The following is a 25,288-nucleotide window of genomic DNA, read 5'->3' as shown; positions in this document are numbered from 1 at the left end:
ACACCTGGTTGCGCGGAGCCGTGCCCGGGTATCTGAGCGTGGAACAACCGGATCGGGCCGTTCGTTGGACCCAACGGTGAGTCCCGGGACTCTCCTCAGGAACAAGGAGACGCTTTCACAGGGTTTCCTCAGGCCGCGGGCCTAACGTCGTCGATCACGAGGGAGGCAGCACCCCGGTGCGGAGAAGGGCGGCAACGATGAGCACGGAGCGACCGGTGGAGGAGCCGGCGATGGACATGCCGATGGACTGGCAGTCGATCGTCGAGCAGCACTCCGACCGCGTCTTCCGCCTTGCCCTGCGACTGACGGGCAACCGCCACGACGCCGAGGACCTCACGCAGGAGGTCTTCGTCCGGGTGTTCCGTTCGCTGCACACCTACCAGCCCGGCACGTTCGAGGGCTGGCTGCACCGGATCACGACCAACCTCTTCCTCGACCAGGCCAGGCGCCGGCAGCGGATCCGCTTCGACGCACTTTCCGAGGAGCGCGCCGCGCGGATCGCGAGCGCCGCTGCCGGCCCCGACCTGGCCTACGTCGACCGCACGTTCGACGACGACGTCGAGGCGGCGCTCAGCGCGCTGCCGCCCGACTTCCGCGCCGCGGTCGTGCTCTGTGACATCGAGGGGCTCACCTACGAGGAGATCGCCGAGATCCTCGGCGCCAAGCTCGGCACCGTGCGATCCCGCATCCACCGCGGCCGCGCGATGCTCCGCGCCGCGCTCGCACACCGGGCGCCGACCGGCGACCGCACCCGCTACACCGGCGCCCGTCCGGTCGTCACCCCGTTGGCGCAGTCGTGATCGGCCACCTCGGTGCCCGCGTCAGCGCACTGCTCGACGGACAGCTGTCGGCTGCCGAGGCCGAGGAGGCGTGGAACCACGTCTACGCGTGCCACGCCTGCCGCGACCTCGTCGAGCGCGAGGGATGGGTCAAGACCCGCCTGGCCGGACTGTCGTGCGGCGACGGTTCGGCGTCGTCGGACCTGAAGGGCTCGCTGCTCAGCCTGACGCCGGGCGAGCGGATCCTCGCTGAGGCCAGCCATGGGGGGAGCACCATCCGCCGCGGCGTCGGCGTCGCCGTGCTCGGTGGCGGCGCGCTGGGTGCGGCCATGGTCGGGGTGCTCGCGCTCGGGCTGGGCTCCGGCACGCCGCCGGTCAACCGGCCGCCGGCGTCGAGGATCGAGACTCCCGCGGCGAGTGACGACACTGACGAGACCAACGACCGGACCCAGGTCGTGACGCCGGTCCGGATGACCAACCCCGCTGCGACCCTCGACGGATTCGGTGCCCAGCCCTTGTCGGCCGCCGTCGCTGTGCCGGCCTGGGTGCGGCACTGGCTTCCCTAGATGACCGCGTGCAAATGACCGCGCCCGCGGGCGCCCTGGGGCCATCGGTGATGATGGTCGCGTGAACGACCGACCCGATCTCGACCCGGACGAGGGGCGCTGGGCCCCGCCGAGCGACGCCTCGTCGTCGGTCCCCGCTTCGGTCCCGGCCGCTCCGGCGGCCCCTGCGGCGAGCTACCCGCCGCCTCCTCCGGTGACCCAGGTGTTCCCGGTCGCACCGGACCCCGGGCCCCCGCCCGCGCCGGCGGTCCCCGCCCACGCCGACCTGACGGTCCGTGCTCCGGCCCGGCCGCGCACGTCGGGCTGGATCTGGCCGGTGGTGGCGCTGCTCGCGCTCGTCGTCGGCGTCCTCGGCGGTGTGGCCGGCGGCATCGGCTACTCGCACTGGTCCGACGACGACGAGAAGACGGTCGTCACGTCGGGCGGCCTCGACCAGGCCGACCTCACTACGCAGCCGCCGCTTCAGAAGCCCGGCTCGGTCGCTCGGGTCGCGCAGGAGGTGCTGCCGAGCACCGTGCAGATCCTCGCCGAATACGAAGGCGTCGAGGCGGGTGCCACCGGGTCGGGCTTCGTGCTCGACAGCAACGGCAACGTCGTGACCAACAACCACGTGGTCGCCGACGCGGCAGAAAACGACGGCCCGATCGAGGTCGTCGACCAGGACGGCAACCAGCATGCCGCCACGGTCGTCGGGCGGAGCCCGGTCTACGACCTCGCGGTGCTCCACGTCGCGGATTCCAGCGGTCTCAAGCCGGCCTCGCTCGGACGCTCGCACAGCCTGCGCGTCGGAGAGCCGGTCGTCGCGATCGGTGCCCCGCTCGGCCTGAGCTCGACGGTCACCTCGGGCATCGTGAGTGCCCTCAACCGCCCGGTCACGACCGGCAGCACGACCGACGACTCGTCCTACATCAACGCGATCCAGACCGACGCCGCCATCAACCCGGGCAACTCCGGCGGTCCTCTGGTCAACCTCCAGGGTCAGGTCGTCGGGGTCAACTCCGCGATCGCCACCAACGGCGGCGGTAGCTTCGACGAGGAAGCCGGCAACATCGGCGTCGGCTTCGCGATCCCGGTCGAGCAGGTCATCGTGACCGCCGACCAGATCCTCGCGACCGGCGAGGCCCAATACCCGATCATCGGTGCCCGGGTTGCCATCGGCGGACCGTCCGACTTCGACGGCGCGACCATCGACGAGGTGCTCGACGACTCGCCCGCAAGGGACGCCGGACTGAAGGACGGCGACCTCATCACCCAGGTCAACGGCGCGCGGGTCGTGGACGGCATCGCCCTGATCGTCGCGATCCGCACCCACCAACCCGGCGACACGATCGAGTTCACCGTGGTGCGCGACGGCGACGAACGGACGATCCAGATCACCCTCGACGGCGAGGTCGGCTGAGAGCGTCTGGCCTAGTCCGAGAGGTCGGAGTCGACGAAGGGGTGGGTTTCGACGTACTCCTGGGTCGCCTTGTACTGACCCGCGATGTAGTCCTCGAGCCGATCGGCTTCGACGCGCCACTGGCCGCGGCCGCCGATCTTGATGGCGGGGAGCTCGCCGCGGCGCACCATCGCGTAGACCTGCGCGCTCGAGGTGTTGAGCACCTCGGCGACGTCGGTGAGCGTGAGGAAGCGCGGGGTCGCGGCCATGGCGCCCATCGTCGCACCCGTCGGCACCGGATCGAAGCACCGACCCGAGGTGCTGTGGACGGGCGCGGTGGGCGGGGTGCTGTGGACGACGAGGTGACGGGGTGGTGGAACCCCGGCATCATGTGCGCGTGTCCAGTCTCGGGAAACCGGGCACGCCAGCAACCCCTGCCGCCACGCGCGCGGTCAGGGCGGGATGGCGTGACCCGCGGTTGTGGATCGGCTTGCTCATCGTGGCCGGTTCGGTCGTCCTCGGCGCGCGCGTGATGTCGGCCGCCGACGACACCGTCTCGGTGTGGGCGGTCATCGATGATCACGGTGCCGGCTCGCAGCTCGGGGGTGACGACGTGGTCGCCGTACGGGTCAGGTTCACCGGCGATGCGGATCTCGATCGCTATGTCGCAGCGGACCGCCCGCTGGCCACGGGGATCGTGCTGGCCCGCGGCGTGGGCGCGGGCGAGCTCCTGCCGCGTGCGGCGATCGGGAGCCGGTCCGATGCCACGACGGTCCAGGTGCCGGTCGACATCGAGCCCGCGAAGGTGCCGCCCGACGTGGCGCCGGGTTCGGTGGTCGACGTCTACGTCGGTAGGCCCTTACGCGGGGGCGATGTCGCGGGTCCCGTCCTCGCGGCGGTCACGGTCGTCGCAGCGCCGCCGGTGGCCGACAGCTTCGCCCTCACCGGCACCCGGCAGCTGGTGCTCGCCGTCGAAGACGATGCGGTGGCCGGCTTCCTGTCCGTCCTCGACGGCCTCGACGACCCCGTCGTCCGCGTCGTGCAGCGCTCCTGAGGACGCGACGATGATCGTGACCCTCCTCGTCTCCACCGGCGCACCCTGGGAGGCGGCGGCGCTGGGTGCGCTTGCCGGGCATCCAGGCGTGGTGGTGCTCAAGCGCTGCGTCGATGTCGACGACCTCCTCGCGACCGCCAGCGCCGGCCAAGCCCAGGTCGCCGTCCTCGGCGCCGAGCTCGCGGGGCTCGACGCCGCCGTGGTCGACCAGCTCGGTCATTACGGGGTGCGGATCGTCGCCGTCGCTACCGACGACGAGGTCGCGCGTGCTCACGCCCACCGCGTCGGGATCACCGCCATCGTGAGGTCCGACCAGGTCGGCGACCTGCCCGGCGTCGTACTGCGGGAGCCGGCCGCACCCGCGCCGACGGTCGTTCCGCCGAGTCCGGAGCCGCAGCCCGACAGCGGTCGGGTCATCGCGGTGTGGGGCCCGGCGGGTGCCCCCGGCCGTACGACGACCGCAACCGCCGTCGTCGCCGAGCTCGCCCGCCGGGGACTGCCCACGGTGCTGGTCGACGCGGATCCCTACGGCGGCGCGGTGGCCCAGCAGCTCGGCATCCTCGACGAGGTATCGGGGCTGCTGGCGGCGGCTCGGCTGGTGACCGGCGGCTCGCTCGACGAGCGGTTCCCCAGCGTGCAGCGCCAGATCTCCAGCCACCTGGCGGTGGTCACCGGCCTGCCGCGGCCCGATCGGTGGGCCGAGGTGCGCCCCGGGGTCCTCCGAGCGCTCCTCGAGCGCGCCCGACAGGGCGCCCACGTGGTGGTCGACACCGGCTTCAGCGTCGAGCGCGACCCGGCTCTCGATCAGGGAGTGCGGCCCGAGCGCAACGGCCTCACCGTGGAGGCGCTCGAGAGCGCCGATGAGATCCTCGTGGTCGGATCGGCAGATCCGGTGGGCCTCGCGCGACTCGCACGTGCCGTCTCCGACGTCCACGAGCTGCTCCCCACCCCGACCATCCGGCTCGTCGTCAACCGGATGCGGCCCTCCTTGGGCTGGCGCGAGGCCGACGTCCGCACGATGTTGGTCGGCTTCGGCAGCAGCGTCGGGATCCACTTCCTGCCCGACGACCAACCCGCGGTCGACCGCGCACTCGTCGCCGGTCGGAGCCTGCTGGAGTCCGGGGAGTCGCCGCTGACCCGCGCGGTGGCCGACCTGCTCGGCGCACCGGTCGCGGGTCGTCGGGTCAGGCGCTGAAGAGCAGGTAGAGACCGCCCGCGGTGAAGGCGACCATGGCGGCCAGCAGCGGGAGCTGACCGGTGATCTGGTGCTTCTTGGGCAGCAGTGCGATGGCGCGGTCGTGGGCCACCACAGCCGCGGCGACGTGGCCGATCACGACGGCGCACACCTTGACGGTGGCGAGCACGCTCGGGTGGTAGGAGAACCAGTACTTCGGCTGCAGCCCGGCCGTGCCGAGGATGTCGGCCCCGTTGCCGAGCGGGTCGCTGGCGCGCGCGAGGGTCTGGGTGCCGACGTCGATGAAGAGCGTGAGGTAGTGGGCGACCACGTAGCCGGCCACGATCGGCACGATCGAGTGGGCGAGGCGACGGGGGAGCTCGGACCGCCGGGTCTCCGGGCCGACGCCGGTGGCCATCGAGCCGGCGGTGAAGATCAACCCCGCGGCGAGCACGAAGGCGAGCAACCCGAAGTTGTTGATCGTGTAGCCGGTGACCGACGCGGTCTGGATCTTGCCGATCCACCAGGTCGACTCGCGGAACGAGTCGAAGGCGGTGCTGCCGAAGAGCACGGCGACCACGGCGACGAGCCCGGGTCGCGACGGGATCGTCGCGACGCCCGCCAGCGGGCTGCGCAGCTTGAGGCGTCCCTCCTCGTCACGGCCGAAGGGCGACAGCGAGCCGACGAGCGAGGAGTAGACCTCGAACGGGTCGGCGTGATCGTAGAAGCGCGATCCGTAGACCGCGCCACCGATCAGCATCACCGCGACGTAGATCGCGCACCACAGGCGGACGGTGCCGAGGTCGGTCGGCGTCTTGTTGACCAGCTCCATCCACACGAAGGAGTAGAGGCCGATCGCGGCCGGCCAGTAGCCCAGCCACGGGGGGAGGTCGCGGATGCCGACCTCGGGGTCGCCGCCCGAGAGCCGTGCGAGGCCGGCGTTGATCGTGCGCATCGGGCTGATCGCCCGCCACACCGGTCCGAACAGGATCGAGGCGAAGGCGATGCCGACCCAGACCCAGACGTAGATGACGCCGAAGAACGGGTTGGTCAGCTGGTTCTCGCCGAAGACCGCCGCGAAGGCCGTGTAGGCGAAGCCGATCAGACCGATCAGGCGCAGCGCCACGAGTGCGTACGACGCCCCGGCTAGCCGCGTGTCTGCGTCCTCACTCTCGGCGTCGACCACGGGCTCGAGACCCGTGGCGTAGCGCGGCGTGCGCCACGCGACGACCAGCACGGTGAACGACACGACCAGCGCCGCGACAGCACCGGAGATCGCCAGGCTCAGCGAGATCGGGAGGTCGGCCTGACCTCCGATGCCGTGCGCCTCGAGCAGCCCCCCGGTCACTTCACCTCGAGCTGGACGATGACCTGGTCGAGGGTGTGCGACTCGACGGCGACGATGCCGGGACGGGAGATCTCGAACTCGTCGAGCTGCGTCGTGCCGGCGTCGTACTCGAACTCCTGCTCCGGGTCGGAGTGCACGTGGATCTCGCCGGGAGCGTCAGCGATGACCTCGAGGTCGATCGGCTGGCCGGGGGAGACGTCGACACGGTCGCCGTTGGGCGTGACCTGGCCGTCCTGGATCGTGATCTGGATGAAGACCGGCTTCTCGTCGGACTTCTTGTCCGAGCCGCCGTCGTCGCTGCACCCGGTGAGCCCGGCCCCCACCACGATCGCGAGCGCGATCCACCGCGCCGTCGTTGCTGCCACCTGCTGCTCCTGCCTGGAAAGTCCGATTGCGGCGCACGCGGACAGATGTCCGCGCGGCGCACGTCCTCTGACAGAATCTCTCACGGATCAAGTCGTAGGACCGTTCGGGGGGCCGGTCGCAGAAATGGGGAATCGCCGTGGTCGATCGTGTGAGCACGCGCGACTTCGCGTTCTTGTCCGCTGAGACGCCGCAGACCCCGCTGCACAACGCGACGATCGAGATCTTCGAGCCTGGCGAGTCGGGATTCGACTACAACCGGCTCGTCGAGCTGATCCGCGACCGGATCGCCTTCGTGCCGCGTTACCGCCAGCGGGTTCAATTCGTCCCCGGGCACATCGCCGCGCCGCTGTGGGTCGACGACGAGAAGTTCGACCTCGCCTTCCACGTACGCCGTTCGGCGCTGCCGCGCCCCGGCTCCCACGCCCAGTTGCTCGAGCTCGCCTCGCGCATCGTGTCGCGCCCGCTCGACCGCACCCGGCCGCTGTGGGAGGTCTACTTCGTGGAAGGGCTCGAGGGCGGCCGGGTCGCGCTGCTCTCGAAGACGCACCAGGCCCTCGTCGACGGCGTCCAGACCGTTGACCTCGGCCAGCTGCTGCTCGACGCGCAGCCGAAGCCGCGCGAGTTCGAGCCCGACGACTGGCAGCCGCGCAAGGCGCCCGCGCCCGGCGCGATGGTCGCCGGCGCGGTCCGCGACGCCCTCACCGACGGCCAGACCGTCGTCAACACGATGCGCGGCACGTCGCGTGCGCTGACCCGCTCGGTCGACGCCCGCACGAAGCGGGCGCGCAGCGTGGTCGGTGCGCTGACCGGGCGCCGGCCGAAGTCGCGCGGGGTCATCAGCGGCGAGCTCTCGCAGCAGCGCCGCGTGGTCACCGTGGAGACCGAGCTCAGCGACTACCGCAAGGTGCGCCGCACCCACGGCGGCACCGTCAACGACGTCATCCTCGCGACCGTCACCGGCGGCCTGCGTTCGTGGCTCATGACCCGCGCTGAGTCGATGGGCGGCATCAAGCAGGTCCGCGCCGTCGTGCCGGTCTCCGTCATCGACGAGGAGCTCCAGGCGACCTCGCTCGGCAGTCAGATCGCCGCCCACTTCGTCGACCTGCCGGTCGGCGAGGCGAGCCCGGTCGTCCGGCTGCACCAGGTCTCCTACTCCTTCCAGGCCCACAAGGAGACCGGGCGCAGCGTGGCCGCCAACCGGCTCGCCGGCGTCGCCGGCTTCGCGCCGACCACGTTCCACGCCATCGGCTCGCGGGTCGCGGCCGACGAGCTGCGGCGCGGCTACCAGCTGTCGGTGACCAACGTCCCCGGACCGCAGGCGCCGCTCTACGCCGCCGGTGCCGAGATGCTCGCCAGCTACCCGGTCGCCCCGCTCGTCTCGGGCCACCCGATCGTCCTCAGCGTGACGTCCTACAACGGCGGCGTCTTCTACGGCATCACCGCCGACCGCGACCTGGTGCCCGACGCCGACCTGCTCGGGCTGTGCATCCGCGAGGCCCTCGACGAGCTCCTCGAGGTCTCCTCCAGCGGTCGACAGCGCGCTCCGCGCGGACGCCGTACGACGTCGGGGCAGTCCAAGCCCAAGCGCTGACCGGGCGCCGACCGCGACGGTGGTGCCGCGGGTTGGGTCCCACCCCGATTGTCTGACAACATCGGGAGCATGGACGCCATCACGTTCCCCCCGGCTCCCATCAACGAGCCCAACCTGACCTATGCGCCCGGCAACCCGGAGCGCGATGCCCTCGCTGCTGAGATCGCCCGACAGGAGGCGACCGAGCACCGCATGGACGCCTACATCGGTGGCGAGTGGGTCGCCGGTGGAGGTGCGGAGATCAAGGTCGTGCAGCCGCACGACCACGCCCACGTGCTGGGCGTCCTGAAGAACTCCACGACGGCCGACGCGCAGCGCGCTGTCGACGCGGCGACCGACGCGGCGCCCGAGTGGCGCGCGATGCCCTTCGACGAGCGCTGCGCGATCCTGCTCAAGGCCGCCGAGCTGCTCGCGGGGCCGTGGCGTCAGCGGCTCAACGCCGCGACGGTGCTGGGCCAGTCGAAGACTGCCTTCCAGGCTGAGATCGACGCCGCCTGCGAGCTCATCGACTTCTGGCGCTTCAACGTCCACTACGCCAAGCAGATCCTCACCGACCAGCCGATCGCCAACAGCCCCGGCATCTGGAACCGCACCGACCACCGGCCGCTCGAGGGCTTCGTCTACGCGATCACGCCCTTCAACTTCACCGCGATCGCCGGCAACCTGCCGACCGCTCCCGCGCTGATGGGCAACACGGTGGTCTGGAAGCCCAGCCCGACCCAGCAGCACGCCGCGTCGATCACCATGGAGCTGCTCGCCGAGGCCGGCATGCCGCCAGGCGTCATCAACATGCTCCCTGGCGACGGCCTGGCAGTCTCCGAGGTGGCGCTGGCCCACCACGACCTGGCCGGCATCCACTTCACCGGCTCGACCCCGACCTTCCAGCGGTTGTGGCAGACCGTGGGCGCCAACCTGCCCAACTACCGCACCTACCCCCGTCTCGTCGGCGAGACCGGCGGCAAGGACTTCGTCATCGCCCACCCGAGCGCCGACCCGGCCGTCGTCACGACTGCGCTGATCCGCGGTGCGTTCGAGTTCTCCGGCCAGAAGTGCTCCGCGGCGTCGCGCGCCTACGTCGCCCGTTCGGTGTGGGAGCGGATGGGTGACGACCTGGTCGCCAAGACCGATGCGCTGTCGATGGGCGACCCCACCGACTTCTCCCACTTCCTCGGCGCCGTCATCGACGACCGGGCCTTCGCCAAGCACACCCAGGCGATCGAGCGGGCCAAGGCCACGCCCGGGCTCCAGGTCGTCGCCGGTGGCACGACCGACGACAGCGTGGGCTACTTCGTGCGCCCGACGATCGTGGTCGCCGAGGACCCGACCGACGAGATGTTCACGACCGAGTACTTCGGGCCGATCCTCGTCATCCACGTCTACGACGACGCCGACTTCGAGAAGGTCGTGCTGCAGGCCGAGTCGGCCGCCCCCTACGCCCTGACCGGCGCGATCATCGCCCAGGACCGGTCGGCGATCCGGTGGGCCCGGATGACGCTGCGTTTCGCCGCCGGCAACTTCTACATCAACGACAAGCCGACCGGCGCCGTCGTCGGCCAGCAGCCCTTCGGTGGAGGCCGGGCCTCGGGCACCAACGACAAGGCCGGAGCGGCGGTCAACCTGCTGCGCTGGACCTCGCCGCGCTCGATCAAGGAGACGCTGGTCCCGCCCACGGACCACACCTACCCCTACATGGGCTGAAGCATCTCGGTGGTTGAGGTGCGAGCGGAGCGAGCCTCGAAACCCCTGCGAGACTAGGTCGCGTGATTCCCTGGCACCTCGGCACGCTGCACCCCGTCGAGCAGGTGCTCACGATCGTCCTCGCCTTCGGGCCGTTCCTCCTGCTCGGGGGCGTCATCGTGATCCAGCGGCGCAAGGACGCACGTGAGGAAGCGGCGGAGGCCGAAGCCGCACGCGCGGCCGACCCTCACGAGGACTGACCGGCTCGCACCTGCACGCCGAGCCGTTCCTCGACGGCCTGCTCGAGCTCGACGAGCTCGGCGGTCTCGTCCGCGGTCGCGGCGCCGAGCCGGACCAGCTCGCCGATGCAGCGCCACTCGTCGTAGAGGTGCCCGATCGCGCGGGCCTCGCCCAGCGCCACACGCAGCTGCTCCAGACCCTGCTGCTCCTCGCCGGTGCCCAGTTGCGCGAGCGACCGGATCCGGCGCAGGTAGCGCAGGTCGGCCCCCGCTGATGAGTTGCGCGCTTCCACGTCGAGGATCAGGTCGAACGCCGCTCGGGCGTCACCGGCCAGCAGCAGGCACTCGGCCAGCATGCCCTCGACGATGACGAGCTGGACCGCCTCCCGGCTGGCAGCGTGGACGGAGCGAGCCTCCTCGTAGAGGGCCAGCGCGGCGTCGTACTCACCGCGCGCCATCGAGCACCGTGCCCGCTGCGTGGTCCCGAACGCCTGCTCGCCGTTCATCGGGGCGCCGCGCCACAGCCGGGTGGCCTCGGTGAGCCTCACCTCGGCCTCGTCGAGACGCCTCTGGAAGATGAGGAGCTCGGCGGCGTTGGCCAGCTGCAGGGCGACCTCGAGGGGTTGGCTGAGACGGCGGTAGATGTCGACCGCTCGGTCGTAGTGGTCCAGGGCCATCGGCCACAGGCCGTCGTCGAAGGCCAGCACGCCGATGATGTTGTGGGTGCGCGCGGCGCGCTTGAGGTCGCCGAGCCGTTCCTGCTCGACAGCGCTGGCGACCAGCTCGCCGAGGTCGACCTCGGCTCCGGAGTAGTGCCGCGCCACCGCTCGCAGCTGGGTGGCCGACGCCCGACGGCGCAGGTCGCCGGCCGCCTCGGCCTCCTCGATGCAGCGCGTCGCCCACCGCTCGGCCTCGGCGAAGTGGCCGCGGGCCAGGAGCGACTGGCACCGGCTGAACGCCAGCTCGGCCAGCACGATGAGCGACGGCTTGTCCGTCCTGCCCTCCAGCGCGGCTCGCCCGCGCGAGGTCCACCGGATGGCCTCGTGGTGACGCCCGGTCTGTCGGCGTTGGTACGTCGTCAGGGCGGCCAGACGCGCGAGCACGATCGGGTCGCGATCGACCGCCCGCCGGGCCCGGCGCAAGGTGTCCTCCATCGCGTCGAGGTCGCCGACGTAGAGATAGGCCTCCGCCAGGCCTTCGAGGACGGGCACCACCTCGGTGCCGCGCAACCGGGTCCGGCGCGCTGCCTCGAGCGCCCTGCGGTGGAGCGTGACGGCGTCGGCGTGGGCGTACTGGGCTGCGGCATGGCCGGCTGCCGCGAGCGAGTGCTCGTAGGCCTCGGCGTAGCGCTCGCCGCGCAGGCAGTGCAGCGACAACAGGCCGGTGCGCACGATGTCGTCGGGCTCGTGCGCCACGACGGCATCGGCAGCGGCCGCGTGGAGCGCGACCCTGCGGCGGAAGGGCAGCGCCTGGTAGGCGGTCTCCTGCACCAGGTGGTGACGGAACCGGTAGCGCCCGTCGTCTCCCCGGAGCAGGAACTCGTCGAGGTCGTCGAAGGCGGCGACGGAGGTGGTGAGGTCGGGGACCGCCCCGCTCATCGTGGCCAGCAGGTCGAGGTCGACCGTCGCCCCCAGCACGGCTGCGGCGCGCAGTTGGGCCCGCAGGCTCGGGGCCAGCTGGTCGATCCGTGCTGCCACGGCCGACTCCACGGAATCCGGCAGCTCGATCGACTCGTCGCTGCCCAGCGCCCCGACGCGCATGGCCTCGAGCAGCTCGGTGAGGAAGAGCGGGTTGCCCTCGGCGCGCTCGATGACGGACGCGAACCGGTGAGCGGGCGCGGCCGCGCCGGAGGCGTGGGAGGTGATGAGGTCCTCGGCATCGGAAGCGCCGAGCGGCCGGATGGTGAGCAGCTGTGCGGGGGCGTCGTCGGGAGGCGACCAGGTGCTGTCGTCGCGGGTCGTGGTGATGATCAGCCAGGGCCGATCGGCGGCGTCGCGGGCGAGCCGGTTGAGGAGGTCGGTCGAGGCCGTGTCCATGAACTGCACGTCGTCGAACACCCAGACGGTCGGGAAGTCGAACATCCGGCCGAGGAGCTCGCTCGCCGCTCCCTCCATGAGCTCCTTGCGCGCGTCGCCGTACAGGCGGTCCAGGTCGGCCTTGCTGGCCGTGCCGACGCCGGCGACGATCTCGAGGAGGGGGAGGAGCGGGCGCAGGTGCGGCGCCAGGTCCTCGACGATCTGCTCCAGGTCGTCGGCACCGACGAGCCGGTGGAACGGGGCGTACGGCGTGCCGCTCGCGTAGAGGTCGCCGGGCATCCACTGCGCCTGGGTCCCAGCACGCGCGAGGAGCTCGTGGACGAGGCGCGACTTGCCGATGCCGGTCTCGCCGCGCAGGTCGACCAGGCTGCCGCGCCGGCTCCGCGCTTCGCCATAGGCGTCCAGGAGGGTGCTCAGCTCGCGGCGCCTCCCCACGAAGGGCAGCAGGTGCGGGTCGGCCGGCACCTTCCCCTCCGGAGGATCGGCGGCCCGCCCAGCGACGACCGACGCCTCCACGGGCTGCGTCTTGCCCTTGACGGCGAAGGGTTCGAGGCGGCGGGTCTGATATCGGGTGCGCGACCGGTCCAACGCCTCCTGGCTCACGACCAGCTCGCCCGGCCCCGCCTTGGCCATCAGGCGCGCCGCGAGGTTCACCGCATCGCCGGTCACGGAGTAGACCCGGCGGACCTCGGTGCCGTAGTCGCCGGCGAAGACCCGACCGACGTTGATGCCCGCGCGCAGGGGGAGCGCGTGCTCGCCGTCGAGGATCTCCCGGGCCGTGGCCAGCACCCGCGTGGTGTCGTCGCCGAAGCTGGTCGGCACCCCGCCCGTGAGGATGACCTTGCCGCCGCCCGGATAGATGTCGGTGCTCAGGAAGGTGACGTCGTGGGCCGCGGCCGCCCGCTGGGCGGCCGACACCACGCCGTGGATCGCCGAGGCGACCGCGTCGAGCCCCACGGTCTCGCGCATCCGGTCGACGTCGGAGAACTCGAGGAAACAGAGAGCGGCGAGCCGGTGCTCGTAGGCGACGTCGGCGGCGACGACGTGTTGGGCTATGGGTGCGGGCAGCGCCCTGCGCAGTTCGACGTCGGTCGCGCGAGGGGTCGGGCCCGGGCCTGCGACGGGGACGACGGGCGCAGGCTCGAGGAGCAGCCGGCCCGGGTCGACCGGGGGTCCGAGGACCGCCCCGGCTGCGGCCAGTTGGGCGGCGGTCGAGGTGCTGACGACGACCTGGCCGGCCTCTGCCGCGGCCTCGAGCCGCGCCACCAGGCTTGCGTCCGGGCCGGTGATGATCAGCTCCCTGAAGACCTCGCCGACCAGCAGGCAGTCCAGCGCCCCGCTGTGGAGGCCGATCGACATCCCGAGCCGCACCGTGCCGCTGGAGGTGTGGACCCGACCGACCCGGGCGATCACCTCTTGCATGCGGTGGGCCGCGGCTGCGGCGCGCAGCGGGTGCTGCTGCCCGCGGAAGAGCAGGAGCACGGCGTCGCCGCCCCACTTCACGAGCTCGGCGCCGTAGGTGTAGGCGCTGTCGAGCAGGCTGCCGAAGACCCGGTTGAGGATGTCGCCCATCTCCTCGGCGCCGACCTTGCCCCTCCGTGCGAGCCGCTCGGTGAGGTTCGTGAAGCCGGAGATGTCGGCGAAGACGGCGGTCGCGTCGAGCGACCGTGCCGTCAGGTCGGGCCGGTCCTCCAGCCAGTCGACGACCAACCGGGGCACGTAGGGCAGGAGGGGGCGCGCGGCTCTGTCCATCGCGTCCTCTCCCACGCCCCCGCAGTCCATGATGCGATCGGGTGGCGGTCGTTGGAAGAGGGATATCCCTGATGACATCGCGAGTTAAGCGGCCTAGTTTCGAAGAGTCCCCTTCTCGGGTCCGGGTCTCCCCGGAGGGCCGCTCCACATCCGATATCTCGGGTGCACGAGACCGAGGTTCGTCATGCTCCAGCACCTCGTCCGGCGACGCCGTCAGGTCGCCACCGGCGCCATGATCGCTCTCACCGCAGCGCTCCCTGTCGCTGCCGTCGGGTTCGTCCCGGCACCGGCCAGCGCGATCATCCCCACGACCACCACGCTCGCGGCCAGTCCGACCTCGACGGTCAAGGACGCTCCGGTCACCTTGACCGCGACCGTCAGCATCTCGGGCCTGGGCGGCATCCTGATCGCCCCGAGCCGACAGGTGACCTTCACCGCCACGGCCGGCGGTCCGCCCGTCCAGCTCGGATCGGCCAACCTGCCGAGCGGGTGCCTGTTCACGATCACGATCTGTACTGCCAGCCTCACGACCACCGCACTGCCGGTCGGCAACGTCACCGTCACGGCCACCTATGCCGGCGACAGCATCGCGTCCGCGAGCAGCGGCACGAAGCAGGTCACCGTGGCGCCGCACGCGCCGTCAGCCGCGGTCGGTCTGACTGCGACGAGCATGGTGGGCATCGTCCGGCTCGTGTGGTCCGCGGGTGCGAACGACGGTGGCAGCCCGATCACCGGCTATCGGCTCTACCGGAGCGCCGCGTCGGCCGGTCCCTACACGCAGATCACCGGCACGCTCCCGACCGGCCACTTCGACGACACCACCGGTGCCGTCGGGACGACTTACTACTACAAGGCCACGGTCGTGAACGCGGTGGGCGAGTCGCCGTACTCCAACGTGGCGAGTGGTTCGCCGACCGCCCTGGCCGGCACCGGGAAGTTCGACATCAAGGACTGCCCGGCCAACCAGCCGTGTGTCGGTAGCGAGCTCAGCGCCACGTCGACGGGGTCCGCGACGGTCCTGCAGGCCAGCACCACGTCGTCGACCGGTCAGCACACGTTGACCAGCGCGATCGGCGGTCCGGAGGTCCAGGCCTGCACGACCGACTACCGCGGCCACAGCGGGACGTTCAACGACTCCTCGGCCGATGCCTACAAGGAGGTCCGGGTCGACCTCACCGGTGACGATGCGCTCTACATGCGCGACCAGAGCCCCTACGCCACTGGTGGCAACATCGCCTGCCTCGGGCTCGGCACGCCGTGGAAGACCAGCCCGACGACGACCGCGCAGTGGTCGCCCGCCGATGGTCTCTACGTCGGCACACCGTCCTACTGCTCGCAGATGACGGCCTTCAAGGTCGGCACCGACAACTGGTCGGAGCCCTGCCTCGAGGTCGAGGTCGCCTACGGCCCGTTCGCGGACCACGACCACCGGCACCGTAAGTTCGAGAACGGGCCGCACCACGACGCGGACGTGCTCCACTTCGAGATGACCTTCGAGCTCCCGCCGGGCGACGGGATCATCAGCGGCACCAAGTGCTGCTGACCGGGGGAGCGGCCCAGGAGCGACCGGTCGCCTGGCTCGGCCCTAGCGGGCCAGCCAGGCGACGCCGGTGCGTCCTTCGGCCCGCATGGCGGAGCCGAAGATCTTGCCGATCAGGCCCTCGATCTTGCCCGCGACGAGCGGGATCTTGACGGTGATGTCGAGCGTCACGGTCTCGGTCGTGACGCCGTCCTTCTCGGTGAGAACGGCGGTGCCGTGCATCTCGCCGGGCTTGCCCGGGATCGTCACATGGATGTCGCCGTGGGTCGGGCTCGTCCAGGTCTCGGCCTGACTGATCTCGACCTCGTTGCCGACGAACTTCTTGGCGAAGCCCGGCACCTTGTCGGTGGGCTGGGCGTAGTCGATCAGCACCTTCATCGGGTCGCCCTGCACGCCGTCGATCTTCACCGAGTGGCGGGTCGCGCGCTGGTTGACGCACACCTCGTTGCGGAAGGCCGGGTCGGCGAGCATCGCGACCACGGCGTCGAGAGGGGCGTCGTACTTCAGCTCGTGCACGATGCGGGTCGCCATCTCAGCGCTCGCCCTTCAGCCACGCCGCGCCGACGGTCTCCTCGACCGTGCGTCCGGCATTGATGTTGTCGACCATCAGCTGCTCGAGCTTGCCGCTGATCAGCGGCACCTTGACGGTGCACTCGAGCTCGGTGACCTGCTGGGTTCGGTCGCCGTCGGCCACCAGCCGGGTCGTGCCGACCATCTTGGTCGGCTTGCCCGGGGCGACGATCTCGACCGTGCCGCTCGTGGGGGAGGACCACACCTCGGTGACCACCGCTCGCGTCGTCTCGCCGGCGATCTTCTTGGCGATGGCCGGCAGGCCGGCCGTGTTCTGCAGCTCGTCGATGACGATCCGGCAGCCGTCGCCCTCGGGCGTCACGGTCACCTTCTGCGACGTCACCCCCTGCGCGGCACCGACCGCTGCCCGCCAGGCGGGGTCGCTGAGCATCGCGAAGACTTCGGCTGGGGCGGCGTCGTAAGTCGCCGTGCGCTGGAACCTCATGGCGGACATCTTGTCGCATCGGGCACGGCGTTCGCGACGACCTGGACACGTCCTGGTCACGACCTGATGAACATGTAAATCCTCCCGCTGCGGCAGGTAGGCGCCGACGATACTGTGGCGTTGTGTCAACGACGACGCATACCGACCGTGACCAGATCTTCGAGCAGGCAGCCGAGGTGGCTCGCCATGGCAAGGGCGCCGCATCGCTCCCGAGCGATGCCATCGTGCCCCTCCTGGTGGCCTACTACCGCCATGTAGGCACCGACGAGCTCGCCGACCGCAGCGACGTGGACGTCTACGGCGCCTACGCCTCGCACCATCACCTCGCCGCCGAGCGCCGACCGGGCGTGACCAAGGTGCGGGTCTACACGCCGACCGTGGCCGAGCACGGCTGGTCGGCCGACGGCCATTCCGTCGTGGAGGTCGTGGCCGACGACATGTCCTTCCTCGTCGACTCGCTGACGATGGAGCTGGCCCGCCAGCACCGCGACGCTCGGCTGGTCCTCCACCCGACCCTCGACGTCGAGCGGGACGAGGCCGGCCAGCTGGTCGCCATCCACCCGGTCTCGGCCGGATCGTCGAAGCCCCCTGAGGGCGCCCACCGCGAGTCGTGGATGCACGTCGAGATCGACCGGCTCGCCGAGGACTCCGGCGAGGCCGAGCGCATCGCCGACGACTGCCGACGCGTGCTGGGCGACGTCCGTGCCTCGGTCGAGGACTGGGCGGCCATGCAGGAGCAGGTCCACGCCACGGTGGCCGACCTGGAGAGCAGCCCACCGCCGCTGCCGGCCGACGAGGTCCAGGAGGGGCGCGAGCTGTTGACCTGGCTCGCTGACGAGCACTTCACCTTCCTGGGCTACCGGGAGTACCAGCTCGAGCAGTCCGCCGACGACGGCGGGGAGACCGACACCCTGCGGCCCGTGCCCGGCAGCGGCCTCGGCATCTTGCGCGACGGCTCCGCACAGGACCACAAGTCGGCCTCCTTCGGCCGGTTGTCCGGTGCCGTCAAGGCCAAGGCACGCGAGAAGAACCTGCTGGTCCTGGCCAAGGCCAACTCGCGCGCGACCGTGCACCGGCCCGCCTACCTCGACTACGTGGGCGTCAAGACCTTCAACGCTGAGGGCGAGGTCATCGGCGAGCGCCGCTTCCTCGGTCTGCTGTCCAGCGCGGCCTACACCGAGTCGGTGCTGCGCGTGCCGCTGCTGCGCCGGAAGGTCCACGAGGTGCTCGAGCGCACCGGCCTCGACCCGCGCAGCCATGACGGCAACGCGCTGCTCGACACCCTCGAGACCTACCCGCGCGACGAGCTGTTCCACACGCCCGTCGAGGAGCTCGCCCCGATCGCCGAGGCCGCCATGCAGGCGCGCGAGCGGCGCGCCGTACGTCTTCTCATCCGGCGCGACACCTATGACCGCTACCTGTCGGTCCTGGTCTACCTGCCGCGCGACCGCTACAACACGGGCGTGCGCCAGAAGTTCGTGCGGATCCTGGCGCAGACGATCGGCGACGGGAAGATCGACCCCGACGCGATCGAGTTCAACGTCAGCATCAGCGAGTCGACGACCGCACGGGTCCACTTCGTCGTCCGCATGCCCGCCGGCGAGACCATCCCCGACATCGACACCGCCGACCTCGAGCGTCGGCTCATCGACGCGTCGCGGTCCTGGCACGAGGACTTCCTGCACGCCGTCTCGGCCGAGTACGGCGAGGAGGTCGGCGCCATCCTCGGCCGTCGTTACGTCGACGCCTTCCCCGAGGCCTACAAGGAGGACTTCGCGGCGCGCACTGCGGCGGTGGACCTCGGCCGGCTGGAGGCGATCCAGGGCGAGGCCGGGATCGACCAGGCGCTCTACTCCGAGCTCGACGCACCCGACGGCGAGGCGCGACTCAAGGTCTTCCGCGTCGGACCGCCGCTGTCGCTGTCCGAGGTGCTCCCGATGCTCTCGTCGATGGGCGTCGAGGTCGTCGACGAGCGGCCCTACGGACTCGACGGGCTCGATCGGGTCTCGCACATCTACGACTTCGGCCTGCGTTACCACCGGGCCCTGCCCGACCAGGCGCGCGAGCTGTTCGCCGACGCCCTGCGCGCCATCTGGGACGGCTTCACCGAGATCGACGGGTTCAACGCGCTGGTGCTGCGGGCTTCGCTGACCTGGCGCCAGGCGATGCTGCTGCGGGCTTACGCGAAATACATGCGACAGGGCAACTCACCCTTCGCGATCGACTCGATCGAGGGAGCGTTGGCCGACAACGTCGACCTCGCCCGGATGCTCGTCGCGCTCTTCGAGACCAACTTCGACCCCGACCTCGACGACGCCGTCCGCCAGGAGCGCGCTGCCGACCTCGAGGGCCGGATCAAGGCCGCCCTCGACGACGTGGTGAGCCTCGACCACGACCGGATCCTGCGCTCCTACCTCACCCACATCCGGGCGACCCTGCGCACCAACTACTTCCAGCACGCTGACGACTCCAAGCGACCGAAGTCCTACCTGTCGCTCAAGATGGAGCCGTCCGCCATCCCCGACCTGCCCGAGCCCCGGCCGAAGTTCGAGATCTTCGTCTACTCGCCGAGGGTCGAGGGCGTGCACCTGCGCTTCGGCGCGGTCGCGCGCGGAGGGCTGCGCTGGTCCGACCGCCGCGACGACTTCCGCACCGAGATCCTCGGCCTGGTCAAGGCGCAGATGGTCAAGAACACCGTGATCGTGCCGGTCGGCGCGAAGGGCGGGTTCTACGCCAAGCACCTGCCCGACCCGGCGGGCGAGGGCGGCCGCGACGCGTGGCTGGCCGAGGGGATCGAGTGCTACAAGACGTTCATCCGCGGCCTGCTCGACGTCACCGACAACCTGGTCGGCGGCGAGACCGTGGAGCCGCCGCGCGTCGTACGTCGCGACGGCAACGACTCCTACCTGGTCGTCGCCGCTGACAAGGGCACCGCGACCTTCTCCGACATCGCCAACGGTGTGTCGAAGGACTACGGCTTCTGGCTGGGTGACGCCTTCGCCAGCGGCGGCTCGGTCGGCTACGACCACAAGGCGATGGGCATCACGGCGCGCGGCGCCTGGGTGTCCGTACGACGCCACTTCCGTGAGCTGGGCACCGACTGCCAGACCGAGGACATCACGGTGGCCGGCGTGGGTGACATGTCGGGCGATGTCTTCGGCAACGGCATGCTCTGCTCCGAGCACATCCGGCTGGTCGCCGCGTTCGACCACCGCGACATCTTCATCGACCCCGAGCCCGACGCGGCGTCCTCGTTCGCCGAGCGCAAGCGGCTCTTCGAGCTGCCGCGCTCGAGCTGGCAGGACTACGACAAGTCGCTGATCTCGAAGGGTGGCGGGATCTTCTCGCGGTCCGCCAAGGCGATCCCGGTGTCGCCGGAGATCCGTGCCGCGCTCGGGATCGTCGGCCACGTCGAGACCCTCACGCCCGCGGAGCTGATGAAGGCGATCCTGCTCGCTCCGGTCGACCTGCTGTGGAACGGCGGGATCGGCACCTACGTGAAGGCGTCGACGGAGACCAACGCCGACGCGGGCGACAAGGCCAACGACTCCATCCGGGTCGACGGCACCCAGCTCCGTGCCCGGGTGGTCGGCGAGGGCGGCAACCTGGGCTGCACGCAGCGGGGTCGGATCGAGTACGCCCGTGACGGTGGTCGGATCAACACCGACTTCATCGACAACTCCGCCGGGGTCGACACCTCCGACCGCGAGGTCAACCTCAAGATCCTGCTCGACCGGATCGTCGCCGACGGCGACCTGACCGAGAAGCAGCGCAACGCCCTGCTGGCCTCCATGACCGACGACGTCGCCGACCTCGTGCTGCGGGACAACTACGAGCAGAACCTCGCGTTGGCCAACGCCGCGAAGAACTCTCCGTCGCTGCTCCACGTCCACGAGCAGTGGATGCACCAGCTCGAGACCGAGGGGCGGCTCGACCGGGACCTGGAGGCGCTGCCGCCGACAGCGGAGGTCAAGCGGCGGCTCGAGGCCGGTGGCGCACTCAGCCAGCCCGAGCTGTCGGTGCTGATGGCCTACACGAAGATCGTGCTCGCCGAGGAGCTGCTCACCTCCGACCTGCCCGAGGATCCCTACTGCGTCATCGACCTGCTCTCCTACTTCCCGCACGCGGTCCGCGACGGGTTCGGTGCGCAGATCGAGGAGCACCCCCTGCGCCGCGAGATCATCGTGACCCAGGTGGTCAACGACCTCGTCAACGGCGCGGGCATGACCTACTGGCTGCGGCTAGCGGGGGAGACCGGGGCGCCGGCCGCCGAGCTGACCCGGGCCAACTTCGTGGCGCGGGAGATCTTCGGGTCGCTGCAGCTGCGTGAGGAGCTCGCGACCTACGACAACCGGATCGACGCCGCGGTGCAGACCCGGATGCGGGTCGACATGCGCACGCTCGTCGAGCGCGCGTCGCGCTGGTTGATCACCAACCGGCGGCCGCCGCTCGACAGCCAGGCGACCGTCGACCTCTTCGCCGGGCCGGTCCAGGCGACCATGCTCGCGCTGCCCGAGCTGCTGACCGGCCGTGAGCTCGCCGCCTACGACGCGCGTCGGGCATCGCTGGTCCAGCAGAAGGTGCCGGAGGAGCTCGCGGCTCGGGTGGCGTCGTACGACGTCGCCTACTCGCTCCTCAACGTCGTCGACATCGCGGAGCGCGACCACCTGCCGCCGCCGGACGTCGCCCGGGTGCACTTCGCCCTCGGCGAGCGGCTCGGGTTGTCGATGCTGCAGCAGCGCATCGTCGAGCTGCCGCGTGCCGACCAGTGGCAGACGATGGCACGCGCCGCGTTGCGCGACGACCTGCACTCGGTGCACGCCCAGCTGACGGCCGAGGTGCTCGCCACGACCGAGGCCGACGAGGGCATCGTCGCCCGGGAGGACCCCGAGGAGCTGCGCGGCGACGCGGCACGTCGGGTGGCCGACTGGGAGACGTCGACCGGCGGGGTCGTCGGTCGGGCGGAGGAGACGCTCGGTGCGATCTGTGCCGACGACGACACCGACCTGGCCCGGGTCTCGGTGGCGCTGCGTGTGGTCCGGGGGCTGCTCGCCTGACCGGTTGCGGGAAATGATTCGCGGTCTGTCGGTGTCACGACCTAACCTCGGGATACCGATGACGACCTCCACGCCTCAGCGTCCTGGTCAGTCAGAGCGCGACCCGCTCGGGGCTGATCCGGACCGACTGCCTCCCGCAGGCGTCCACTCCTTGTGGCGCCTGCGGTCCTACCTCCGCCCGCATCGCGGAGCGCTCGCGGTCATGCTCGGCACGGCCCTCGCCGGCATCGTCGTGGCCATCGCGATCCCGCTCGTGATCAAGGCCCTCATCGACGGCCCCATCACTGACGGTGAGATCGACCCGGTGTTGCCGCTGGGTCTCGCGGTCCTCGCACTCGGCGTTCTCGAGGCGTTCTTGACGTGGTGGCGGCGCTGGGTGCAGTCCAACGCGGTCCTCAACGTCGAGACGGTGATGCGGGGCGACCTCTACGCGCACCTGCAGGCGCTGCCGATGAGCTTCCACAGCCGCTGGCAGTCGGGGCAGCTGCTGTCGCGCGCGACCACCGACCTGTCCTCGATCCGACGGTTCTTCGGCTTCGGGATGCTCTTCTTGCTGATCAACATCCTGCAGGTCACCGCCGTGACCGGGGTGCTGCTGACGATGTACTGGCCGCTCGGCCTGGTCGTCGCCTTCACTGCCGCGCCGATCGTGTGGCTGTCGATGCGGTTCGAGAAGGAATACGTCCTCGTCTCTCGCAAGGTGCAGGACGAGCAGGGCGACCTCGCGACCCGGGCCGAGGAGGCCGCGGTTGCGATCCGCGTCATCAAGTCGTTCGGTCGCAGCGGCTACATCAGCGAGCAGTACGAGACCGCCGCGCGCCAGCTCCACGCGACCTCGATGGAGAAGGTGCGGCTGTCCGCGCGGTTCTGGACCTTCTTGGAGGTCATCCCCAACTGCGCCGTCGTCGTGGTGCTGCTGTTCGGCGCCATCGGCGTCGGCCGGGGCGCCCTCACCCCGGGCGAGCTGGTCGCCTTCATCACCTTGATGCTGTCCCTGGTCTGGCCGGTGTCCTCGCTCGGCGTGATCCTCGCGATGGCCCAGGAGGCGATGACGTCGGCGGCGCGCATCCTGGAGATCTTCGACACCGAGTCCGAGATCGTCAGCGGCAGCCGGGTGATCACGGAGCCCCGCGGTCATCTGCGCTTCGAGCACGTCGACTTCGCCTTCCCCGACGCGCCCGACGAGCCGGTGCTGCGTGACCTCAGCCTCGACATCCGTCCCGGCGAGACGGTCGCCGTGGTCGGGGCGACGGGCTCGGGCAAGACGGCCCTCACGGCTCTGGTGCCGCGCCTCTACGACGTCACCGGTGGCTCGGTCACGATCGACGGCGTCGACCTCCGCGACCTCGAGCTGGTCCACCTGCGCCAGCTGGTGGCCACCGCCTTCGAGGACCCGACCCTCTTCTCGATGAGCGCTCGGGAGAACCTCACGCTGGGTCGCGCCGACGCGACGGACGCCGAGATCGAGGAGGCGCTCGACGTCGCCCAGGCCGGCTTCGCCCGCGACCTGCCGTGGGGCCTCGACACCCGGATCGGCGAGCAGGGCATGGCGCTGTCCGGTGGTCAGCGGCAGCGGCTCGCGCTCGCCCGCGCGGTGCTCGCCCGGCCCGCCGTACTCGTGCTCGACGACACCCTGTCCGCACTCGACGTGCACACCGAGGCGCTCGTCGAGGAAGCGCTGCGCCGGGTGCTCGCCGACACCACGGGTCTGATCGTGGCCCACCGCGCCTCGACGGTGCTGCTCGCCGACCGGGTCGCCCTGCTCCAGGGCGGCACGATCACCCACGTCGGGACCCACCGCGAGCTGCTGGTGACCGTGCCCGCCTACCGCGAGCTCCTCGCCGCCGACCCGTCGCTCGAGGAGGCCCTCTCATGACGGCCACCCCGCGAGGTTCAACGCAGTGGCGCGGCATCGCCAAGGTCGACGACGACGAGGCCAACGAGCGCATCGAGCGACGGTTCGTCGGCGGCTCGGGCGCGCTGCTGCGCGAGCTGCTGCAGCCCTACAAGTGGGCGATCTGGACGCTCGTGGCGATCGTGCTCGTCGAAAACGCTGCGCGGCTCTCGATCCCCTACCTGGTCAAGGAGGGCATCGACAACGGCATCCCGCCCATCCGCGCCGACAACAACCTCGAGCCGTTGCTCGTCATCGTCGGCATCGTGCTGGGCGCGACCATCACCCAGGCCATCGCCCGCAACCTCTTCCTGGTGCGTTCGGGCAAGGTCGGTCAAGACGTGCTGTTCGAGGTACGGCGTCGCGTGTTCCGCCACTTCCAGGCGCTGAGCCCGGCCTTCCATGACGAATACACCTCGGGCCGCGTCATCTCGCGCCAGACCTCCGACGTCGACGCGATCTACGAGATGCTCGAGACCGGGTTCGACGGGCTGGTCACCGCCGCCCTGACCCTGGTCGGCACGGCCGGGTTGCTCCTCTTCCTCGACGTGAAGCTCGGCCTCGTCGCGCTGTGCTGCGGCCCGTTCCTGTGGTGGATCACCAACTGGTTCCGGAAGTCCTCGGCCAAGAGCTATCGGGTCACCCGCGAGAAGGTCGCGCTGGTCATCGTCCACTTCGTCGAGTCGATGGGCGGCATCCGCGCGGTCCAGGCGTTCCGCCGCGAGCCCCGCAACCAGGCGATCTTCGACGACGTCAACGACCAGTACCGCGGGGCCAACCTCGTCGCGTTCCGGCTCGTCGCCTGGTTCATGCCCGGCATCCGGCTGATCGGCAACGTCACGATCGCCGTCGTCTTGCTCTACGGCGGCTACCTCGCCTTCCACGGGGAGGTGACGGTCGGTGTGCTGGCCGCGTTCTTGCTCTACCTGCGTCAGTTCTTCGAGCCGATGATGGAGATCTCGCAGTTCTACAACACCTTCCAGTCGGCCTCGGCTGCGCTCGACAAGCTGGCGGGGGTGCTGCGGGAGCAGCCGAGCGTCCCCGAACCGACCGAGCCCGCCTCCTTGGCGGCGGCGCGCGGCGAGGTGCACTTCAGCGACGTCGACTTCGCCTACGTCGAGGACCGGCTGGTGCTGCGCGACCTCGACCTCCGGGTGCCGGCCGGTCAGACCCTCGCGGTCGTCGGCACCACCGGCGCCGGCAAGACGACGGTGGCCAAGCTCGCGACCCGGTTCTACGACCCGACCGAGGGCGAGGTGCGGCTCGACGGGATCGACCTGCGCGACCTCACGTCGGAGGCGTTGCGTCGTGCGGTGGTCATGGTGACCCAGGAGAACTACCTGTTCTCCGGGTCCATCGCCGACAACATCCGGTTCGGCCGTCCGGACGCCACGATGGCCGACGTCGAATCCGCCACCCGCGCCCTCGGCGCCCACGACTTCATCACCGCCCTGCCCGACGGCTACGACACCCAGGTCGCCAACCAGGGTGGACGACTGAGCGCAGGTCAACGCCAGCTCGTGGCGTTCGCTCGGGCCTTCCTCGCCGATCCTGCGGTGCTGATCCTCGACGAGGCCACCTCCTCGCTCGACGTGCCGTCCGAGCGGCTCGTGCAGCAGGCGCTACGCACGGTGCTGGCCGGCCGCACGGCGGTGATCATCGCCCACCGGCTCTCGACCGTGCAGATCGCTGATCGGGTGATCGTCATGGAGCACGGGCGCATCGTCGAGGACGGCGCCCCGCAGGAGCTGATCGCCGGCGGGCAGGGTCGGTTCTCCGACCTCCACCAGGCGTGGGTGGACTCGCTCGCGTAGCCCCTGCG

General features: G+C 70.8%; 18 protein-coding genes. 12 read left to right on the top strand and 6 right to left on the bottom strand.

From position 1 onward, the window contains the following. Window positions 1-197 precede the first annotated feature (197 nt). The 3 genes from sigE to F0U44_RS09490 all read left to right on the top strand — a co-directional run bounded on the left by sigE (window position 198) and on the right by F0U44_RS09490 (window position 2,744). Window positions 198-800, top strand: coding sequence for an RNA polymerase sigma factor SigE (gene sigE, locus F0U44_RS09500; RefSeq protein ID WP_149728060.1), 603 nt, complete (start codon window positions 198-200; stop codon window positions 798-800). Continuing rightward, on the top strand, window positions 797-1,345 hold the full coding sequence (locus tag F0U44_RS09495; protein WP_149728059.1) for an anti-sigma factor: 549 nt from the start codon (window positions 797-799) through the stop codon (window positions 1,343-1,345). Before sigE ends, F0U44_RS09495 begins: the two co-directional genes overlap by 4 nt. Window positions 1,346-1,406: 61 nt before the next feature. Next, window positions 1,407-2,744: a S1C family serine protease gene (locus tag F0U44_RS09490; RefSeq protein ID WP_149728058.1), complete on the top strand. Its 1,338-nt coding sequence runs from the start codon at window positions 1,407-1,409 to the stop codon at window positions 2,742-2,744. 11 nt (window positions 2,745-2,755) lie between these two features. Here F0U44_RS09490 and F0U44_RS09485 read toward each other — a convergent pair whose 3' ends face one another. Then, window positions 2,756-2,992, bottom strand: a complete 237-nt coding sequence (locus F0U44_RS09485; protein ID WP_149728057.1) for a helix-turn-helix domain-containing protein — start codon at window positions 2,990-2,992, stop codon at window positions 2,756-2,758. Between the two features lie 128 nt (window positions 2,993-3,120). Between F0U44_RS09485 and F0U44_RS09480 the strand changes: the two genes are divergently transcribed. Beyond that, window positions 3,121-3,777, top strand: coding sequence for a flagellar biosynthesis protein FlgA (locus F0U44_RS09480; RefSeq protein ID WP_149728056.1), 657 nt, complete (start codon window positions 3,121-3,123; stop codon window positions 3,775-3,777). Window positions 3,778-3,787: 10 nt separating this feature from the next. Next, window positions 3,788-4,972, top strand: a complete 1,185-nt coding sequence (locus F0U44_RS09475) for a CpaE/TadZ family protein (RefSeq protein ID WP_149728055.1) — start codon at window positions 3,788-3,790, stop codon at window positions 4,970-4,972. On the opposite strand, the gene F0U44_RS09470 is transcribed toward F0U44_RS09475, so the two are convergent. Both F0U44_RS09470 and F0U44_RS09465 read right to left on the bottom strand, forming a co-directional pair. Further along, a complete protein-coding gene (locus F0U44_RS09470) occupies window positions 4,962-6,299 on the bottom strand; it encodes a hypothetical protein (protein WP_246160401.1) in 1,338 nt (445 codons plus the stop codon). The genes F0U44_RS09475 and F0U44_RS09470 overlap by 11 nt on opposite strands. Continuing rightward, complete coding sequence (locus F0U44_RS09465; RefSeq protein WP_149728054.1) at window positions 6,296-6,664, bottom strand: hypothetical protein; 369 nt, start codon at window positions 6,662-6,664, stop codon at window positions 6,296-6,298. The genes F0U44_RS09470 and F0U44_RS09465 overlap by 4 nt, the downstream gene beginning before the upstream one ends. A 137-nt stretch (window positions 6,665-6,801) precedes the next feature. On the opposite strand from F0U44_RS09465, the gene F0U44_RS09460 reads away from it, so the two are divergent. From F0U44_RS09460 to F0U44_RS22985, 3 genes are all read left to right on the top strand, one after another. Further along, complete coding sequence (locus tag F0U44_RS09460; protein WP_149728053.1) at window positions 6,802-8,256, top strand: WS/DGAT/MGAT family O-acyltransferase; 1,455 nt, start codon at window positions 6,802-6,804, stop codon at window positions 8,254-8,256. A gap of 69 nt (window positions 8,257-8,325) precedes the next feature. Next, window positions 8,326-9,954 (top strand): L-glutamate gamma-semialdehyde dehydrogenase, encoded by a 1,629-nt coding sequence (gene pruA, locus F0U44_RS09455; protein WP_149728052.1) that lies wholly within the window; start codon window positions 8,326-8,328, stop codon window positions 9,952-9,954. Between the two features lie 62 nt (window positions 9,955-10,016). Continuing rightward, window positions 10,017-10,193 (top strand): hypothetical protein, encoded by a 177-nt coding sequence (locus F0U44_RS22985; RefSeq protein WP_188113408.1) that lies wholly within the window; start codon window positions 10,017-10,019, stop codon window positions 10,191-10,193. Here the strand turns inward: F0U44_RS22985 and F0U44_RS09450 are convergent. After that, window positions 10,181-13,960 (bottom strand): adenylate/guanylate cyclase domain-containing protein, encoded by a 3,780-nt coding sequence (locus F0U44_RS09450; protein WP_188113407.1) that lies wholly within the window; start codon window positions 13,958-13,960, stop codon window positions 10,181-10,183. The genes F0U44_RS22985 and F0U44_RS09450 overlap by 13 nt on opposite strands. 184 nt (window positions 13,961-14,144) lie before the next feature. Between F0U44_RS09450 and F0U44_RS09445 the strand changes: the two genes are divergently transcribed. Continuing rightward, window positions 14,145-15,503, top strand: a complete 1,359-nt coding sequence (locus tag F0U44_RS09445) for an Ig-like domain repeat protein (protein ID WP_149728050.1) — start codon at window positions 14,145-14,147, stop codon at window positions 15,501-15,503. A gap of 42 nt (window positions 15,504-15,545) precedes the next feature. On the opposite strand, the gene F0U44_RS09440 is transcribed toward F0U44_RS09445, so the two are convergent. Further along, the gene (locus tag F0U44_RS09440) at window positions 15,546-16,031 is read right to left on the bottom strand and encodes a DUF2505 domain-containing protein (protein WP_149728049.1); all 486 of its coding nucleotides are present in this window, start codon (window positions 16,029-16,031) and stop codon (window positions 15,546-15,548) included. Window position 16,032: 1 nt separating this feature from the next. Further along, window positions 16,033-16,515 carry a DUF2505 domain-containing protein gene (locus F0U44_RS09435; RefSeq protein WP_188113406.1) on the bottom strand — a complete coding sequence of 161 codons (483 nt, stop codon included), beginning with the start codon at window positions 16,513-16,515 and terminating at the stop codon, window positions 16,033-16,035. A gap of 122 nt (window positions 16,516-16,637) precedes the next feature. Between F0U44_RS09435 and F0U44_RS09430 the strand changes: the two genes are divergently transcribed. From F0U44_RS09430 to F0U44_RS09420, 3 genes are read left to right on the top strand one after another with little or no spacing between them, the layout of a single operon-like run. Next, window positions 16,638-21,572: an NAD-glutamate dehydrogenase gene (locus F0U44_RS09430; RefSeq protein WP_149728047.1), complete on the top strand. Its 4,935-nt coding sequence runs from the start codon at window positions 16,638-16,640 to the stop codon at window positions 21,570-21,572. Window positions 21,573-21,630: 58 nt separating this feature from the next. Then, complete coding sequence (locus F0U44_RS09425) at window positions 21,631-23,448, top strand: ABC transporter ATP-binding protein (RefSeq protein WP_149728046.1); 1,818 nt, start codon at window positions 21,631-21,633, stop codon at window positions 23,446-23,448. Continuing rightward, window positions 23,445-25,280: an ABC transporter ATP-binding protein gene (locus tag F0U44_RS09420; RefSeq protein WP_149728045.1), complete on the top strand. Its 1,836-nt coding sequence runs from the start codon at window positions 23,445-23,447 to the stop codon at window positions 25,278-25,280. Before F0U44_RS09425 ends, F0U44_RS09420 begins: the two co-directional genes overlap by 4 nt. The last annotated feature ends 8 nt before the right edge of the window (window positions 25,281-25,288 follow it).

This window comes from Nocardioides humilatus (genome assembly GCF_008373755.1).
Lineage (GTDB): Bacteria > Actinomycetota > Actinomycetes > Propionibacteriales > Nocardioidaceae > Nocardioides > Nocardioides humilatus.
The sequence above is the reverse complement of the archived record's forward strand: the minus strand, read 5'-3'. Positions and strand labels throughout refer to the sequence as shown.

What these genes read in the sequence shown, in the direction of transcription:
- pruA (WP_149728052.1), top strand. Translation starts at nt 8,326, where the DNA reads ATGGACGCCATCACGTTCCCCCCGGCTCCCATCAACGAGCCCAACCTG.
- F0U44_RS09450 (WP_188113407.1), bottom strand. Translation starts at nt 13,960, where the DNA reads ATGGACAGAGCCGCGCGCCCCCTCCTGCCCTACGTGCCCCGGTTGGTC.
- F0U44_RS09485 (WP_149728057.1), bottom strand. Translation starts at nt 2,992, where the DNA reads ATGGCCGCGACCCCGCGCTTCCTCACGCTCACCGACGTCGCCGAGGTG.
- F0U44_RS09445 (WP_149728050.1), top strand. Translation starts at nt 14,145, where the DNA reads ATGCTCCAGCACCTCGTCCGGCGACGCCGTCAGGTCGCCACCGGCGCC.
- F0U44_RS09440 (WP_149728049.1), bottom strand. Translation starts at nt 16,031, where the DNA reads ATGGCGACCCGCATCGTGCACGAGCTGAAGTACGACGCCCCTCTCGAC.
- F0U44_RS09425 (WP_149728046.1), top strand. Translation starts at nt 21,631, where the DNA reads ATGACGACCTCCACGCCTCAGCGTCCTGGTCAGTCAGAGCGCGACCCG.
- F0U44_RS09420 (WP_149728045.1), top strand. Translation starts at nt 23,445, where the DNA reads ATGACGGCCACCCCGCGAGGTTCAACGCAGTGGCGCGGCATCGCCAAG.
- F0U44_RS09435 (WP_188113406.1), bottom strand. Translation starts at nt 16,515, where the DNA reads ATGAGGTTCCAGCGCACGGCGACTTACGACGCCGCCCCAGCCGAAGTC.
- F0U44_RS09475 (WP_149728055.1), top strand. Translation starts at nt 3,788, where the DNA reads ATGATCGTGACCCTCCTCGTCTCCACCGGCGCACCCTGGGAGGCGGCG.
- sigE (WP_149728060.1), top strand. Translation starts at nt 198, where the DNA reads ATGAGCACGGAGCGACCGGTGGAGGAGCCGGCGATGGACATGCCGATG.